16 protein-coding genes are annotated in these 15,157 nt (G+C 70.8%); 6 read left to right on the top strand and 10 right to left on the bottom strand.

Features of this window, described 5'->3' with window-relative positions; genetic code table 11:
• Positions 1 to 92 precede the first annotated feature (92 nt).
• Both F4559_RS05400 and F4559_RS05395 read right to left on the bottom strand, forming a co-directional pair.
• Positions 93 to 548: a helix-turn-helix domain-containing protein gene (locus F4559_RS05400; protein ID WP_184666476.1), complete on the bottom strand. Its 456-nt coding sequence runs from the start codon at positions 546 to 548 to the stop codon at positions 93 to 95.
• The gene (locus tag F4559_RS05395; RefSeq protein ID WP_184666475.1) at positions 545 to 811 is read right to left on the bottom strand and encodes a helix-turn-helix domain-containing protein; all 267 of its coding nucleotides are present in this window, start codon (positions 809 to 811) and stop codon (positions 545 to 547) included. The genes F4559_RS05400 and F4559_RS05395 overlap by 4 nt, the downstream gene beginning before the upstream one ends.
• Before the next feature lie 88 nt (positions 812 to 899).
• On the opposite strand from F4559_RS05395, the gene F4559_RS05390 reads away from it, so the two are divergent.
• Complete coding sequence (locus F4559_RS05390; protein ID WP_184666474.1) at positions 900 to 1,421, top strand: helix-turn-helix domain-containing protein; 522 nt, start codon at positions 900 to 902, stop codon at positions 1,419 to 1,421.
• Here the strand turns inward: F4559_RS05390 and F4559_RS05385 are convergent.
• The 6 genes from F4559_RS05385 to F4559_RS05360 all read right to left on the bottom strand — a co-directional run bounded on the left by F4559_RS05385 (position 1,418) and on the right by F4559_RS05360 (position 8,042).
• The gene (locus tag F4559_RS05385; protein ID WP_184666473.1) at positions 1,418 to 1,672 is read right to left on the bottom strand and encodes a hypothetical protein; all 255 of its coding nucleotides are present in this window, start codon (positions 1,670 to 1,672) and stop codon (positions 1,418 to 1,420) included. The genes F4559_RS05390 and F4559_RS05385 overlap by 4 nt on opposite strands.
• A gap of 550 nt (positions 1,673 to 2,222) precedes the next feature.
• Positions 2,223 to 3,809 carry a phosphoglycerate dehydrogenase gene (gene serA / locus F4559_RS05380; RefSeq protein ID WP_184666472.1) on the bottom strand — a complete coding sequence of 529 codons (1,587 nt, stop codon included), beginning with the start codon at positions 3,807 to 3,809 and terminating at the stop codon, positions 2,223 to 2,225.
• 473 nt (positions 3,810 to 4,282) lie between these two features.
• Positions 4,283 to 4,552: a DUF397 domain-containing protein gene (locus tag F4559_RS05375; protein ID WP_184666471.1), complete on the bottom strand. Its 270-nt coding sequence runs from the start codon at positions 4,550 to 4,552 to the stop codon at positions 4,283 to 4,285.
• 69 nt (positions 4,553 to 4,621) lie between these two features.
• Complete coding sequence (gene ilvC, locus F4559_RS05370) at positions 4,622 to 5,635, bottom strand: ketol-acid reductoisomerase (RefSeq protein ID WP_184666470.1); 1,014 nt, start codon at positions 5,633 to 5,635, stop codon at positions 4,622 to 4,624.
• A gap of 47 nt (positions 5,636 to 5,682) precedes the next feature.
• Positions 5,683 to 6,189, bottom strand: coding sequence for an acetolactate synthase small subunit (gene ilvN / locus F4559_RS05365; protein ID WP_184666469.1), 507 nt, complete (start codon positions 6,187 to 6,189; stop codon positions 5,683 to 5,685).
• Positions 6,190 to 6,203: 14 nt separating this feature from the next.
• Positions 6,204 to 8,042, bottom strand: coding sequence for an acetolactate synthase large subunit (locus F4559_RS05360; RefSeq protein WP_184666468.1), 1,839 nt, complete (start codon positions 8,040 to 8,042; stop codon positions 6,204 to 6,206).
• Between the two features lie 285 nt (positions 8,043 to 8,327).
• Between F4559_RS05360 and F4559_RS05355 the strand changes: the two genes are divergently transcribed.
• The 3 genes from F4559_RS05355 to ilvD all read left to right on the top strand — a co-directional run bounded on the left by F4559_RS05355 (position 8,328) and on the right by ilvD (position 11,318).
• Complete coding sequence (locus F4559_RS05355) at positions 8,328 to 8,831, top strand: PH domain-containing protein (protein WP_184666467.1); 504 nt, start codon at positions 8,328 to 8,330, stop codon at positions 8,829 to 8,831.
• Between the two features lie 93 nt (positions 8,832 to 8,924).
• Positions 8,925 to 9,389: a vitamin K epoxide reductase family protein gene (locus F4559_RS05350; RefSeq protein WP_184666466.1), complete on the top strand. Its 465-nt coding sequence runs from the start codon at positions 8,925 to 8,927 to the stop codon at positions 9,387 to 9,389.
• Between the two features lie 84 nt (positions 9,390 to 9,473).
• Entirely contained in the window at positions 9,474 to 11,318 is a 1,845-nt protein-coding gene (gene ilvD, locus F4559_RS05345; protein ID WP_184666465.1) for a dihydroxy-acid dehydratase, read from the top strand.
• 46 nt (positions 11,319 to 11,364) lie between these two features.
• Here ilvD and F4559_RS05340 read toward each other — a convergent pair whose 3' ends face one another.
• Positions 11,365 to 12,063, bottom strand: coding sequence for a DoxX family protein (locus F4559_RS05340; RefSeq protein WP_184666464.1), 699 nt, complete (start codon positions 12,061 to 12,063; stop codon positions 11,365 to 11,367).
• A gap of 72 nt (positions 12,064 to 12,135) precedes the next feature.
• On the bottom strand, positions 12,136 to 13,050 hold the full coding sequence (locus F4559_RS05335) for a 2-hydroxyacid dehydrogenase (RefSeq protein ID WP_184666463.1): 915 nt from the start codon (positions 13,048 to 13,050) through the stop codon (positions 12,136 to 12,138).
• Between the two features lie 18 nt (positions 13,051 to 13,068).
• On the opposite strand from F4559_RS05335, the gene F4559_RS05330 reads away from it, so the two are divergent.
• Together F4559_RS05330 and F4559_RS05325 are read left to right on the top strand one after the other, a co-directional pair.
• Positions 13,069 to 13,905: an alpha/beta fold hydrolase gene (locus tag F4559_RS05330; RefSeq protein ID WP_184666462.1), complete on the top strand. Its 837-nt coding sequence runs from the start codon at positions 13,069 to 13,071 to the stop codon at positions 13,903 to 13,905.
• Between the two features lie 9 nt (positions 13,906 to 13,914).
• Positions 13,915 to 15,096 carry a PQQ-dependent sugar dehydrogenase gene (locus F4559_RS05325; protein WP_184666461.1) on the top strand — a complete coding sequence of 394 codons (1,182 nt, stop codon included), beginning with the start codon at positions 13,915 to 13,917 and terminating at the stop codon, positions 15,094 to 15,096.
• The last annotated feature ends 61 nt before the right edge of the window (positions 15,097 to 15,157 follow it).

Below are 15,157 nucleotides of genomic sequence, written 5' to 3'. Positions count from 1 at the left end.
CTCCTCGTGTTCTGGGTGGGTCGTCGCCGTACCGGGCGCAATCCGGTGTGGAGGACGACCCACCGCTGTGATTGGCGGGGGTAAGAGTTCGATCACGCGGACGCGGAGTGTCGGATCGGGGCGTCCTCGCCGTTCAGGTACTCCAGCAGGCTGCTCCCGGGCACGATGAGTCGCGGACTGCGGTGCGTCGGCACTAGCGGGCCTTTACGGAACCTGGCGTTGCCGGGGTGCACGAGTCCTCGTATCTGCTCCTCGCTGAGGGGGAGCAGGGCCAGCAGATCGGCGGTGAGGTAGTAATCGTCGGCGTGGACGACGTCGCGGTGGTCGACGATGCCCGGGAGCGTGCCCTCGACGAGGTCGAGCAGTGTTCCGCCGGCGATGAGGTACTCGGACCCGGTGTTACGGCTGCGGATGACGCCTCTGGCGATCAGCCGGCGGATGGTGTGGTCGGGTTTACCGAGGGCCGTGGCGGCTTCGGGGACGGTGTACGCGATCTTGACCAGGGGGCGGTGCGCGAGGGCGCGACGTTCGGCGAGGAAGTACGTCACGCCGCACCTCGGGCCAGTTGCTCGACCTGGGCCGTGAGGTCGGCGAGTTGCCGCTCGACCTGGGTGAGCCGATCGGAGGGGACTTGAAGTTCGCGCAGTACACAACCGAGTGCGCGCGCGGTACGGGTGGTCAGGCGCCCCTGCTCGGCTGCCTGCACGGTGTTGCGGCTCAGGCCGGTGAGCTGGGCAAGTTCGACCTGACTGAGCCGTGCGGCCATCCGGAGATCACGGATCTCCTGGGGTGTCGGGAGGGAGGACGACATGCATCCAAATTATATCCAAGACCATCCAAAGGCAAGTGCGAGCGGGTACCGCTCGACGGGCAGTGCCCGATCCGGGAGGATGCCGCCCATGACAGTCGGGGATGGCGAGCCTCGGACGCAGTGGGCCTTCGGTGAGCGGCTGACTGCGTCGCTGCGTCAGCGCGGATGGTCTCAGAACAGGTTCGCGAAGCGGTCCGGGCTCAGCCCCCAGACCGTCAGCAACCTGGTGCGGGGCTACATGACCCACCTGCCGGGCGAGCCGTGGAAACCAAGCGAGGACGTCGTGCGTCGGGTGGCGTCCGGGCTCGAGGAGCGGCCCTCCGTGTGGCTCCGACTCGCCGGATACAAAGTGGAGGCGTCCGAAGAAGAAGAGCCACCGGAGGCACGCCACCTGGCGGGCAAGCTGGTGAAGCTCGCCCCCGCCGACTTCTCGGCGATCGAGGCGATCGTCGACTCCCTGCTCCGCGCCCGGGGATACGACGTCGGTCCCGGACCTGTCGTGCATTCGGGGTCGGAGGTCGCGGCGGCGGGAGACCGCGCGGGCGACGAAATCGCCGCCGCGGGAGAAGGTGCGACCTTGGCGGACACGATTAGCACCAGGGTCGATTAGGACGTCCGCTCGTGGGACTGCCGCAGTGCGGCCTCCAGGATGCCTTGCTCCAGATGGGGGTCCATGGGGCCGTGCGGGTGGGTGAGGTGTACGCGGTATCGGGGGTGTCCGTCGGCGTCGTAACGCACCGTGCGAGATATGACGATCGTGTCGGTGATGAGCGTGTCCGCCGGGAGATTCGCCCGTCGGTGCAGCATGTTCGCGAGGATGTTCCAGAGCTGGACTCCTCCGCTGTCACGGTCTGTGGTCACTGGTCCCCCGGGTGTCGCAGGGCGGGTACGCGATTTGCGGAAATTCCATCCAACACGTCCATCGGTACATGGACAGGTGCTCGCCGCCGATCGGCGTAACATGATCACCCGTGACGCTCAATATTCAACGTGAATACAACTCACGGTAGAGCGCCGTGCCGTATGCCGCGCAGGGGCGTGAGCCACCCTAAACCCACCGTTTATGAGTCCGGCGCCGCGTTCGCCAGCACGGTGGAGCGTCCGCCGGTACGGTCTGTGGCTTCAGTGCCCGCCGAAAAACGTCTGCCCATACGGCCGCAGGTCAGCCCACCCGGCGTGGTGTTCGCGAGCACGGTCAGTGATCAAAATCCGGTAGGTGTCACGCCCGCGTGGTGCCGTGCCCTCTACGGCACCGGGTCAACCTCGTGGGGGCAACCTATTCGAGTGACCATCCGGAACAATTAGGCATTTTGAGTGACGTAAACCACAGATTTGACACTCAACGGTGAAGTGTGACAACACCGGGGCTCACAACGATATCTAACGTGAACCCCGGTGCGTCACCGACGAATCAGTCGAAGTTCACCGAGCGGACGGTCCGGGCGCCGACGGCCGCGCCGATCGGGTCCAGCACCGCGTTGTCGACCGGCCGGTCCACGCGCAGCAGCATGAACGCGTCCGCGCCGTCCTTGGTCTGGCTGATCTGCGCCGCCTCGACGTTGACGCCCGCCTCGCCGAGCAGCGTGCCGACCGTGCCCATCACGCCGGGCCGGTCCGGGTACTCCAGCAGCAGCACGTTGCCCTCGGCACGCAGGTCGAAGCCGCGGCCGTTGACGCCGACCAGCTTCTCGACCTGGTCGAGGCCGGTCAGGGTGCCGGACACGGTGATCACCGCGCCGTCCGCCTGCACCGCGCGCACCGTCACCAGGCTGCGGTGGTTGGCGCTCTCGGAGCCCTTCACCAGGTCGACCGTCACGCCCAGCGACTCGGCGAGCGCCGGCGCGTTGACGAAGGTGACCTGCTCCTCGACCACGCGGGAGAACACGCCGCGCAGCGCGGCGAGCGGCAGGACGTCGACGTCCTCGTTGGACAGTTCGCCGCGCACCTCGATGGTGACGCTGGTGGGCGCCTTGGCGCTGAGCGCGGCCACGACCGTGCCGAGCTTCTGCACCAGCGGCAGGTACGGCCGGACCTCTTCGCCGACACCGCCGCCGCGCACGTTCACCGCGTCCGGCACGAACTCGCCCTGCAGGGCCAGCAGCACCGACTTGGCCACGTCCGTGCCCGCGCGGTCCTGCGCCTCTCCCGTGGACGCGCCCAGGTGCGGCGTCACCACGATGTTGGGCACGCCGAACAGCGGGCTCTCGGTGGTGGGCTCGGTGGAGAACACGTCCACACCGGCACCGCCGACCTGGCCGGAGCGCACGGCCTCGGCGAGCGCCTCCTCGTCGACCAAACCACCCCGCGCCGCGTTGACGATGATGACGCCCCGCTTGGTCTTGCCCAGCTGCGCGGCACCGATCAGACCCTTGGTCTCGGGCGTCTTGGGCAGGTGGATGCTGATCGCGTCGGCGCGCTCGAGCAGCTCGTCCAGCGACACCAGCTCGATGCCCAACTGCGCGGCGCGGGCCTCGGACACGTACGGGTCGTACGCGATGAGCGAGGTGCCGAACGCGGCCACGCGGGCGGCGAACAGCTGGCCGATCTTGCCCAGGCCCACGACGCCGACCGTCTTGCCGTTCAGCTCGACACCGTTGAACTTGCTGCGCTTCCACTCGTGGTTCTGGAGGGTGGCGTGCGCGGCCGGGATCTGCCGGGCGACCGCGAGCAGCAGCGCGACGGCGTGCTCGGCGGCGCTGACGATGTTGCTGGTCGGCGCGTTCACGACCATGACGCCGCGCTCGGTCGCGACGGGCACCTCGACGTTGTCGAGCCCGACGCCCGCACGGGCGACGACCTTGAGCTTGGTGGTGGCCTTGAGAACCTCGGCGTCGACCTTGGTCGCGGACCGGACCAGGAGCGCGTCGGCGTCGGCCACGGCGGCGAGCAACGCGGGACGGTCGGTGCCGTCCACGTGGCGCACCTCGATGCCGTCACCGAAGACGTCGAGAACGGACGGCGCGAGCTTCTCGGCGATCAGGACAACGGGCTTGGTCACGGACGTCGCTCCCGGAGGGTGTGGACGGGTGGGATGCGCGGGCGGCCGTCGCAGCGGATACCCGCGCCGACCGGCCACGACAGTGTGTCCGGGTTCCGCCCGAGCATAGTCCCGCCGACCGACGGAACGGGCGGGAGGTCGGCCCGGGAGGGAATCCACCCGAAGGCAGATGAGCACGACACCGAAAAATCGCCCACACAGCCACAGATGGACAGACAGACAGACCACGAGACACCGGCAGCATCACCATCAGCCCCGCGACCTGCCGGCAGCGAACCCTGTGCGAAGCACCGGCAGCATCACGGCCAACCCACGACGGCAACAGTCGAAGGCGGAATCCCCCTGAGTGCCCCTGGCGGCCTGCCCAGCGGCGAGCGACGCTTGAACGCTTCCGTCAGCGCCCCACGACGACACCCGCCAGGCACCAGCGCTTCCCCGACCCGACCCCGAACACGGCCACCAGGCACGAACCCTCACCAGGGTTCGTCGAACTCCCCGTCCTTGACCCCCAGGATGAACGCCTCCCACTCGGCCGGCGTGAACACCAACACCGGCCCATCGGGATGGGCGGAGTTCCGCATCGCGGTGTACGTGACCCCGTCGCTGTGCTCCACGAAGGCGATCTCGACGTGCTCGTCCTCGTCCTCCGCCCCTTCGTCACTGCGAATCCAACCCGCTGCGGACAGGTCGAGATTGCCTCTGACGTGGGCCTTGTCGTCGTAGATCGGCGCGCTCTCGGTCATGGAAACTAGGTATACCGGAGTGCGCGGTGCGTGGGGACACCGCACACCCCGGCAGCGAACCCGCAGGTCCTAGGCGGTTTCGGTGATCGGCCGGTCGACCCACGACATGAGGCCGCGCAGCTTCTTGCCGACCTCCTCGATCGGGTGCTGTTCGCCCTCGGACTGCAACTTCTTGTAGTTGGCGCGACCGGCGTCGTCCTCCTCGACCCACTGACGGGCGAACGTGCCGTCCTGGATCTCGCCCAGGATCTTGCGCATCTCCTCCTTGACCGACGCGGTGATCACGCGCGGGCCGCGGGTGAGGTCGCCGTACTCGGCCGTGTCGGAGATCGAGTAGCGCATGCGCGCGATGCCGCCCTCGTACATGAGGTCGACGATCAGCTTCAACTCGTGCAGGCACTCGAAGTACGCGATCTCGGGCTCGTAGCCCGCCTCGGTGAGCACCTCGAAACCGGCCTGCACCAGCGCGGACGCGCCGCCGCACAGCACGGCCTGCTCGCCGAACAGGTCGGTCTCGGTCTCTTCCTTGAACGTCGTCTTGATGACGCCCGCGCGCGTGCCGCCGATGCCCTTGGCGTAGGACAGGGCCAGCGCCTGCGCGTTGCCCGACGCGTCCTGCTCCACGGCGATGAGCGCCGGGACGCCCTTGCCGTCCACGAACTGGCGGCGGACGAGGTGGCCCGGGCCCTTCGGGGCGACCATGGCGACGTCCACATCGGACGGCACCTGGATGAGGCCGTAGCGGATGTTGAAGCCGTGGCCGAAGAACAGCGCGTCGCCCTTGTTCAGGTTGGGCGCGATGTCGTTGGCGTAGATGTGGCGCTGCGCGGTGTCCGGCGCCAGGATCATGATCAGGTCGGCCCACGCGGAGACCTCGGCGGCGGTGCCGACGACCAGGCCCTCCTCCTCGGCCTTGGCCCGGGACTTCGAGCCCTCGGCCAGGCCGATGCGGACGTCGACGCCCGAGTCGCGCAGGCTCAGCGCGTGGGCGTGGCCCTGGCTGCCGTAGCCGATGACCGCGACCTTGCGCCCCTGGATGACGCTCAGGTCGGCATGCTCGTCGTAGAAGATCTCGACGCTCACTGTGTGGTACTCCCTTTCGAACTGGCGAAGATTCTCAACGCGGTCTACTAGCGCACCGCGGTGGCGGTGATGGAACGGGCGCCGCGGCCGATCGCGACCATGCCGGACTGGACGATCTCGCGCAGGCCGTACGGTTCGAGCATGCGCAGCAGCGCGTCCAGCTTCTCGGACGTGCCCGTCGCCTCGACCGTCACCGCTTCGGGTGACACGTCGACGACCTTGGCGCGGAACAGCTGCACGGTCTCCAGCACCTGGCTGCGGACGGTCGCGTCGGCGCGGACCTTCACGAGCAGGAGCTGCCGCTGCACGGCGGCGGTCGGCTCCAGCTCGACGATCTTGATGACGTTGATCAGCTTGTTGAGCTGCTTGGTGACCTGCTCCAGCGGCAGGTCCTCCACCGAGACCACGATGGTCATCCGCGAGATGTCCGGGTGCTCGGTGCGGCCGACGGCCAACGACTCGATGTTGAAGCCGCGACGGGAGAACAGGCCCGCCACCCGCGCGAGGACGCCGGGCTTGTCCTCGACCAGGACGCTCAGGGTGTGCCTTGTCATGTCCTTCGTTCCCGTCACACGTCGTCTTCGTCGAACAGCGGCCGGATGCCGCGGGCGGCCATGATCTCGCTGTTGCCGGTGCCCGCCGCGACCATGGGCCACACCTGCGCGTCCTTGCCGACCACGAAGTCGATGACCACCGGGCGGTCGTTGATCTCCATGGCCTGCTCGATGACCTTGTCGACCTCTTCCTTCGACTCGGCCCGGAACCCGGCGCAGCCCAGTGCCTCGGCCAGCAGGACGAAGTCGGGGATGCGGTGCTTGTGCGTACCGAGGTCGGTGTTGGAGTACCGCTCGCCGTAGAACAGGGTCTGCCACTGGCGGACCATGCCCAGGTTGCCGTTGTTGATGACGGCGACCTTGATCGGGATGCCCTCGATGGCGCAGGTGGCCAGTTCCTGGTTGGTCATCTGGAAGCAGCCGTCGCCGTCGATCGCCCACACCTGGACGTCCGGCACGCCCGCCTTGGCGCCCATCGCGGCCGGGACCGCGAAGCCCATGGTGCCCAGGCCGCCGGAGTTGATCCACGTGCGCGGCGTCTCGTACTTCACGAACTGCGCCGCCCACATCTGGTGCTGGCCGACGCCCGCGGTGTACAGCGTGTCGGCCGGGGTCAGCGCGCCGATCCGCTCGATGACGTACTGCGGCGACAGCGTGCCGTCGTCGGGCCAGTCGTAGCCCAGCGGGAACGTGTCCCGCAGCGCGTCGAGCTGGCTCCACCACGGCGCGAGGTCGACGACCTCGCCGTTCTCGCGTTCGGCGCGGACCGCCTCGACGAGGTCGCCGATGATCTCCTTGCAGTCGCCGACGATCGGCACGTCCGCGCGCCGGTTCTTGGAGATCTCGGCCGGGTCGATGTCCGCGTGGACGATCGCGGCCTCGGGCGCGAACGACGCGAGCTGACCGGTCACCCGGTCGTCGAACCGGGCGCCGAGCGCGACCAGCAGGTCGGCCTTCTGCATCGCGGCCACGGCCGCGACCGTGCCGTGCATGCCGGGCATGCCCAGGTGCTGGCGGTGCGAGTCGGGGAACGCCCCGCGCGCCATCAGCGTGGTCACGACCGGGATGTCGGTCAGCTCGGCCAGCGTGAGCAGCTCGGCCGACGAGTCGGACTTGATCACGCCGCCGCCGACGTAGAGCACGGGACGCCGGGCGCCCGCGATCAGCTTCGCGGCCTCGCGCACCTGCTTGCCGTGCGGCCGGGTGGTCGGCCGGTAGCCGGGCAGGCGCAGTTCCGGCGGCCAGGAGAAGGAGGTGGTCTCCTGGAGCACGTCCTTGGGGATGTCCACGAGGACGGGGCCGGGGCGGCCGGTGGCCGCCAGGTGGAACGCCTCGGCGATCGCCCGGGGGATGTCCGCCGGGTCGGTGACGAGGAAGTTGTGCTTGGTGATCGGCATCGTGATGCCGCAGATGTCCGCTTCCTGGAACGCGTCCGTGCCGATCAGCGGCCGGGACTGCTGGCCGGTGATGGCCACCACCGGGACGGAGTCCATGTTGGCGTCGGCCAGCGGCGTGACCAGGTTCGTCGCACCGGGGCCCGAGGTCGCCATGCAGACGCCGACCTTGCCCGTGGCCTGCGCGTAGCCGGTCGCGGCATGACCCGCGCCCTGCTCGTGGCGGACCAGGACGTGGCGCACCTTCGTGGAGTCGAGTAGCGGGTCGTACGCGGGCAGGATGGTGCCGCCGGGAATGCCGAACACGATCTCGCAGCCCACCGCTTCGAGCGAGCGGACGAGGGACTGGGCACCGGTCACGCGGATCGGTGCTCCGCTCGGCGGGGCCGGTTTCGGTCGCGGTCCAGGGCGGGGCGACGCGGACTCGCCGGGAGCCGGTCGCGAGGTTGCGCTGGTCATCTGTCTGCCTCGTGGGTAAGGAGAATGCACGGTCCGGGCACGAAAAAACCCTCGCCAACCCGCAGGGTCGGACGAGGGTCGCGCGTCGACGCAAGCTCGCTTGCCTAGGCGTCGACGCGCCTGGGAAGTACGAGAACGAGGTTGCGCTGCATGGCAGGGACGTTAACCGTCAATGAAGGCGGGCGTCAACTGTGCGGGATGGCACTCCCGGATCGTGGACGCTCCGATCAGGGGAAACCGGCCCGCCATCACCCGCTCGAACGACCGGTGGCAGCATGTCCCGACGTGCGCAGAGTCGTCTTCCGGATGCCCATGCCCGCGCTGTTCGCCGCGCTGACCACGGCGATCTGCGCCACTCCGGTCGCGTGGGCCGCACCGGGCCTCCAGGCGATCTACCTGCTGCCGCTCGGGTTCGGCTGGTGGGTCGTGCGCAACCGGACCACTGTGGACGAAGAACGGCTGGTCGCACGCGGCACGTTCGGCCGGCGCGTGATCGCGTGGTCGGAGGTGTCCGCGATCAAGGTCGTGGCCAGGGGCTGGCTGAGCGCCCGACTCGCGGACGGCTCGCTCGTCCGGTTGCCCGCCGTGCGCGCCGGGCACCTGCCCGCGCTCTCGGTCGTCAGCGGCGGCCGGGTGCCGGACCCGAGCGCTCCGGAGCCTGACGAAGCAGCGCCGGACGAGACGGACGCCACCGCCTCGGACCGCGTGGAGGACGCCGCCCCCGCGGGCACCACCCCGGACAGCACCACCCCGGACGCCCCGGCCGGGGAAAAGCCCACCGCGAAGTAGCCGCGAGACCTGCCCGGTCGCACACCCCCGTCCACCTCGCCCGATCCGCCCACCTGACCCGGACGACACGGCCGCTTCCGTACAGTCGGCACGGTGAGTTCGAACACCCGGACGACGCCCCTCCCGCTGATCAGCCTGGTCCTGGCGATCGCCGGGCTCGCGGTCTCGGCGTACCTCACCTACACCCACTTCGACCCGGACGTGCTGCTGTGCTCCGAGGGCGCGGTGATCGACTGCGGCACGGTCACCACCAGCGAGCAGTCCGAGTTCCTCGGCATCCCGGTCGCGGTCCTGGGCCTGGCGTTCTTCGTCGGGATCACGGTCCTGTGCCTGCCGGCCGCTTGGCGCGACCGACGCCTGCACTGGGCACGGCTGGGCGCGGCCGGCGTGGGCGTGCTGTTCGTCGTCTACCTGGTCGCGGCCGAATTCGTGCTGATCGGGAAGATCTGCCTGTGGTGCACGGCCGTGCACGTGATCACGCTCGCGCTGGCGGGCGTACTGGTGGCGGGTGCGCTGCGGGAGGACCGGCCGGTCACCGGGGCGACGCGGCGGGAGTAGCCTGGACGCACCGCCCGCACCGCTTTCCGGCGCCCACGACCGCGCCGTTTCGCGACAGCACCACACGCAGATCCTGGAGGAGCCGTGCCACCGCTCCGTTCCCGAACCACCACCCACGGCCGCAACGCGGCGGGCGCCCGCTCGCTGTGGCGCGCGACCGGCATGACCGACTCGGACTTCGGCAAGCCGATCGTGGCCATCGCCAACTCCTACACCCAGTTCGTGCCGGGTCACGTGCACCTTCGGGACCTCGGGGACATCGTGGCCGAGGCGATCCGGGAGGCGGGCGGCGTCCCCCGGGAGTTCCACACGATCGCGGTCGACGACGGCATCGCGATGGGCCACAGCGGCATGCTCTACTCGCTGCCCAGCCGCGAGATCATCGCCGACTCCGTCGAGTACATGGTCAACGCGCACCAGGCCGACGCGATCGTCTGCATCTCCAACTGCGACAAGATCACGCCCGGCATGCTCAACGCGGCCATGCGCCTGAACATCCCCGTGGTGTTCGTCTCGGGCGGGCCGATGGAGGCCGGCAAGGCGGTCGTGGTGGACGGCGTCGCCGTCGCGCCGACCGACCTGATCACGGCGATCGCGGCGTCCGCGTCGCCGGACGTGGACGAGGCGGGCCTGGCCGAGGTCGAGCGGTCGGCGTGTCCGACGTGCGGGTCGTGCTCGGGCATGTTCACCGCGAACTCGATGAACTGCCTCACCGAGGCGCTGGGCCTGGCGCTGCCGGGCAACGGGTCGACGCTGGCCACGCACGCCGCGCGCCGCGACCTGTTCGCGCGGGCCGGGACCACGGTCGTCGAGCTGTGCCGCAAGTACTACGACGAGGACGACGAGTCGGTCCTGCCGCGCTCGATCGCGAACCGCAAGGCGTTCGAGAACGCGATGGCGCTGGACATGGCCATGGGCGGGTCGACGAACACCGTGCTGCACATCCTCGCCGCGGCGCAGGAGGGCGAGATCGGTTTCACCCTGGAGGACATCGACGGGCTGTCCCGTCGGGTGCCGTGCCTGGCCAAGGTGTCGCCGAACTCGGACTACCACATGGAGGACGTCCACCGGGCGGGCGGAATCCCGGCCCTGCTGGGTGAACTCTGGCGGGGCGGGTTGCTCAACGAGGACGTGCGCACCGTCCACAGCGAGGACCTGGCGTCCTGGCTGTCCGCGTGGGACGTCCGCGCCGAGTCGCCGTCGCCCGAGGCGGTCGAGCTGTTCCACGCCGCGCCCGGCGGCGTGCGCACCACGCAGGCGTTCTCCACCACGAACCGCTGGTCGCGCCTGGACACCGACGCCGGCGGCGGCTGCATCCGCGACGTCGAGCACGCGTACACGAAGGACGGCGGGCTCGCGGTGCTGCGCGGCAACCTGGCCGAGCGCGGCGCGGTGATCAAGTCGGCGGGCATCGACGAGGACCTCTGGCGCTTCGAGGGACCGGCGCGGGTCGTCGAGTCCCAGGAGCAGGCCGTGTCGGTGATCCTCGGCAAGCAGATCCAGGCCGGCGAGGTGCTGGTCGTGCGCTACGAGGGTCCGGCGGGCGGTCCGGGCATGCAGGAGATGCTGCACCCGACCGCGTTCCTCAAGGGCGCGGGCCTGGGCAAGAAGTGCGCGTTGATCACCGACGGCCGGTTCTCCGGCGGCACCTCGGGTCTGTCGATCGGCCACGTCTCGCCGGAGGCGGCGGGCGGCGGCGCGATCGGCCTGGTCGAGGACGGCGACCGCATCCTGATCGACGTGGCGCGGCGCAAGCTCGAACTGCTCGTCGACGAGCGGGTGCTGGCCGAGCGGCGGGCGAAGATGGAGACGTCGGAGCGGCCGTGGCAGCCCGTCGACCGGGTGCGCCCGGTGACCTCGGCGCTGCGGGCCTACGCGCGCATGGCCACGGACGCCTCGCTGGGCGCCGTGCGCGACGTCGACCGGTAGGGACGATCCGGTCGCGTCCCCGTCGAGGGTGGGGACGCGACCGGAATCAGTGGGTGTTGCGGAAGACGTACAGGGTCGCCGCCGTCGCGCCCGCGGCCAGTACCAGGCACAGGAAGCCCCACAGCAGCGGGCGCCGGAACCAGGTCCGGCCGCGGTCCAGCGCGACCCGGCCCGGTCCGGCGAACAGCAGGCCGAACGCCATCGCCGCGTAGGCGGCCTCCAACTCGACGCCGCCCGGCGCGAAGAAGCCCGACCGCCACCGCAGCACGAGCACGTTGGCCATCACGCCCAGCAGGCCGGCCGCCGCGAGCGGCGTGAACAGGCCGAGGACGAGCAGGCCGCCGCCCGCGAGTTCGGTGACGCCGGTGACCCAGGCGAGCACCTTCGCCTCGCGGAAGCCCATGTCCTGCAACGCCTGGGCGAACTTGTCGACGCCCGGCCCGCCGAACAGGCCGAACACCTTTTGCAGACCGTGCAGCACGAACGCGCCGCCGAGCGCGAGCCGCAGCACGAGCAGGCCGATGTCGGGTCCGGCGGTCCAGCCGAACGGGCGGCGGGTGTCCTCCTCGTCCAGGTGGGCCGCCGCCGTCGGGAACTGGTCGACGGGGGTGTAGGCGGACGTGTCGAAGGCGTTGGTCTTCTTGTCGAACGCCGTCGTGCCGTCGTCGAAGTGGTGGACTCCTCCGCTCGCCGGGTAGGGACCTTCGTCGGAGTAGCCGGTCGTGCGGTCGTCGTGAGTAGCCACGCACCCGCACGGTAGGAGGTTCGGCCGACAACCGCGAGCGTCCGTTCCGCCCTGCCATCTGACCCGAACGGACTAATACTCTCCCCGAACGAGGTTATTCGGCTGCTCTCCGCGAGCAAATCGGGCGATTTCAGCAGCCACGACCGCATACGCGCGCTCCATCGTGCCCGTACAGCTGCCCGCCACATGGGGGGTCAGGAACAGGCCGGGCGCACTCCACAGCGGGTGCCCCTCGGGCAGCGGCTCGGGATCGGTCACGTCGAGCGCCGCGCGCAACCGGCCCGACACCAGCTCGGCCACGAGCGCGTCGGTGTCCACGACCCGTCCGCGCGCGGCGTTGACGAGGATCGCGCCGTCGCGCATCCGTTCGAGGAACGCGGCGTCGACCATGCCCGTCGTCTCGGAGGTCAGCGGGACGACCAGCGCCACGACGTCGAACCGGCCGAGCAGGTCGGGCAGCTCGTCGAACCCGTGCACGCCGTCGCGCGCGGTACGACCGACGAGCGTCACGGTCGCGTCGAACGGCTCGACCCGCCGCCGCAGCTCCACGGCCAGGTCGCCCGCGCCGACGACCAGGACGTCCTTGCCCTGCAACGTCTCCGTGCCGCGGTAGTCCCAGCGGCCCTCGATCCGGGACCGGTCGAACGCGGGCAGGTCCCGGTAGACCGACAGCAGCGCGCCGACCACCCACTCGGCCGTGCTGCCGCCGTGCGCGCCCCGGCACGTGGACAGCACGACGCCGTCCGGGATCACGCCCACGAAGTTCTCGGCGCCCGCGCTGAGCAACTGGATGTACTCCAGGCGGGGAAGATCCGCGAAGAACGCCTCCGGGTCGACACCCGCGAGGAACCTCGGCACCAGCACCCGCGCCTCGACCGCCTCGGGCGGAAGCGGTTCGCCCGCCGTGTAGCGGACCGGGGTCACGCCTTCCACTTCGGACAGCACGCGCACGCCGAGATCGTCGGGTACCAGCACGGTGATCGTCACCCTCGCACGGTATACGGCATGCTGGACCGCATGCGGGAGCACGACGTCGTTGCGACGGACGGCACGCGGATCAGGGCCTGGGACACCGGTGTGGGACCGGACGTGCTGCTGTGCACCGGCCTCGGCGCGCTGCCCGGCGCGTGGCCGGCGGCCGGCGCACGGGTCCGCGGCTGGCACTACCGGGGCACGTTCGGCTCGGCGCGACCCGACGACCCGGACCGGATCGCGGTCGACGACCACGTGGCCGACGCCGTGGCCGTGCTCGACGACGCCGGCGTGGGCCGGTGCGTGGTCGCCGGGTGGGCCATGGGCGTCACGGTCGCCGCCGCGTTGGCGTTGCGCCATCCCGAGCGGGTGTCCGGTCTGCTGCTCGTGGCCGGTGCGCCGGGTGACGCGTTCGCCGGGGCGTTCGGCGTGCCGGGCGTGCCGGAGTCGGTGCGGCGGGCGCTGGGCGTGCTGTCGGTGTCCGCGCTGCGGTTGGCCGCGCCGGTGTTGGACGGCGTGTTGCACCGCGTGCCGTTGGCCGGCTCGCTCGGCGCGGTGCTGCGGCACGACTGGGCCTGGTACTTCACGCTGTCGCTGGCGCTGGGCCGCACGCCCCGGTTCGACCTGCGGCCGTTGACGTGCCCCACGACCGTGCTGGCCGGGCGCTACGACCCGCTGGCGGCGGCGTCGGACGTGGTCGGCGCGGCCGGGTCGCTGCCGCAGGCCCGCGTCCGGGTCGTGCCGAACACGCACCTGCTGCCCGTGGAGAACCCCGGTCTGGTCGTGGCGGAACTGGACGCGCTGGTCCGGCGGGCCGCCGCCGTGCGGGAGGCCCTCCTGCTCACCCCGCGTTCACCCGGCGCCGCCTAGCCTGGTCGCGTGTCACGTCTGCGCACGGTGTTGGTCGCGTCCGCCGTCGGCCTGCTCGCCGCCGGGTGCGCGAGCTTCCCCGACCAGCCGGCGCCCGCCGGGTGGAGCGCGCAGGTGCAGCTCACGCCCCAGGCCGGGCCCCGGCCCGAGCTGCCCGGGGAGCTGCCCAGCAGCCCCGGCCAGGGTCAGCAGCCCGGCCAGTCCGCGGTGCCGGTCCCACCGCCGGAGGGGTGCAAGGACTTCAACCCGGCCGTCGTGGCCACCTGCCTGAACACCGTGACCGGCGTGGCGATGATCGACGTGGACGAGACCACCGGGTCCGTGACGGCGCTGGCGACCGAGCGCGGCGGCCGGTTGCTGCGCGTGGCCAAGGACGTCGAGCCGGTCGTGGTGGCGACCTTCGAGGTGGACGCGTCGGGTGACGGCGGCCTGAGCGGGCTGGCCCTGTCGCCCACCTACGCGGAGGACCAGCTCGTCTACGTGTACGTGACGACCGCCACCGACAACCGCGTGCTGCGGCTGGCGCCGGGCGACGTGCCCAAGCCGGTGCTGACCGGGATCCCCAAGGGCGCGACCGGCAACCGGGGCGCGCTGGCGTCCGACCCGTCCGGCGCGCTGCTGGTGGCGACCGGCGACGCGGGCAACGCGGCGTCGGCGGCCGACCCCGCGTCGTTGGCGGGCAAGGTGCTGCGCATCGACGCGTCCGGCCAGGCCGCGAAGGGCAACCCGACCGAGGGTTCGCGCGTGGTGACGTCGGGCCTGCACTCCCCTGGCGGTCTGTGCCTGGCGACCGACGGGTCGAAGCTGTGGGTCACCGACTCCACGCCGACGTCGGACCTGCTGTTCCGGGTCGAGCCGGGCAAGGCGCTGACGTCGGCCGCGTGGTCGTGGCCGGACCGTCCGGGCATCGCCGGGTGCGCGTCGATGACCGGCCTGATCTGGCTGGCCACGACGAAGGCGCCGGGCACGCTGTCGTTGCACCTGAACCCGGACGGCAGCTTCAGCGGCAAGCCGGAGCGCAACCTCGACGACGACAAGGGTTTCGGGCGGCTGGGGCCCATGGTCGCGTTGGACGACCGCACGGCGTTGGTCGGCACGGTCAACAAGGTCCCGGGCGCGACGCCGGTGTCCAGCGACGACCGCGTGGTGATCATCGTCCGGCCGGACAGCGCCGGCGGCGGCCAGGACTGAGCCGGCCGGCCCGAACGCGTTTTTCGGGGTGCCCGAACGCGTTTTTCGGGGTGCCTGAGTG

The sequence above is a fragment of the Saccharothrix violaceirubra genome (genome assembly GCF_014203755.1).
Classification (GTDB): Bacteria; Actinomycetota; Actinomycetes; order Mycobacteriales; family Pseudonocardiaceae; genus Actinosynnema; species Actinosynnema violaceirubrum.
The sequence above is the reverse complement of the archived record's forward strand: the minus strand, read 5'-3'. Positions and strand labels throughout refer to the sequence as shown.

Coding starts and splice junctions, on each gene's coding strand:
- F4559_RS05395 (WP_184666475.1), bottom strand. CDS start 811: ATGTCGTCCTCCCTCCCGACACCCCAGGAGATCCGTGATCTCCGGATG.
- F4559_RS05390 (WP_184666474.1), top strand. CDS start 900: ATGACAGTCGGGGATGGCGAGCCTCGGACGCAGTGGGCCTTCGGTGAG.
- F4559_RS05375 (WP_184666471.1), bottom strand. CDS start 4,552: ATGACCGAGAGCGCGCCGATCTACGACGACAAGGCCCACGTCAGAGGC.
- ilvN (WP_184666469.1), bottom strand. CDS start 6,189: ATGACAAGGCACACCCTGAGCGTCCTGGTCGAGGACAAGCCCGGCGTC.
- F4559_RS05360 (WP_184666468.1), bottom strand. CDS start 8,042: ATGACCAGCGCAACCTCGCGACCGGCTCCCGGCGAGTCCGCGTCGCCC.
- F4559_RS05330 (WP_184666462.1), top strand. CDS start 13,069: ATGCTGGACCGCATGCGGGAGCACGACGTCGTTGCGACGGACGGCACG.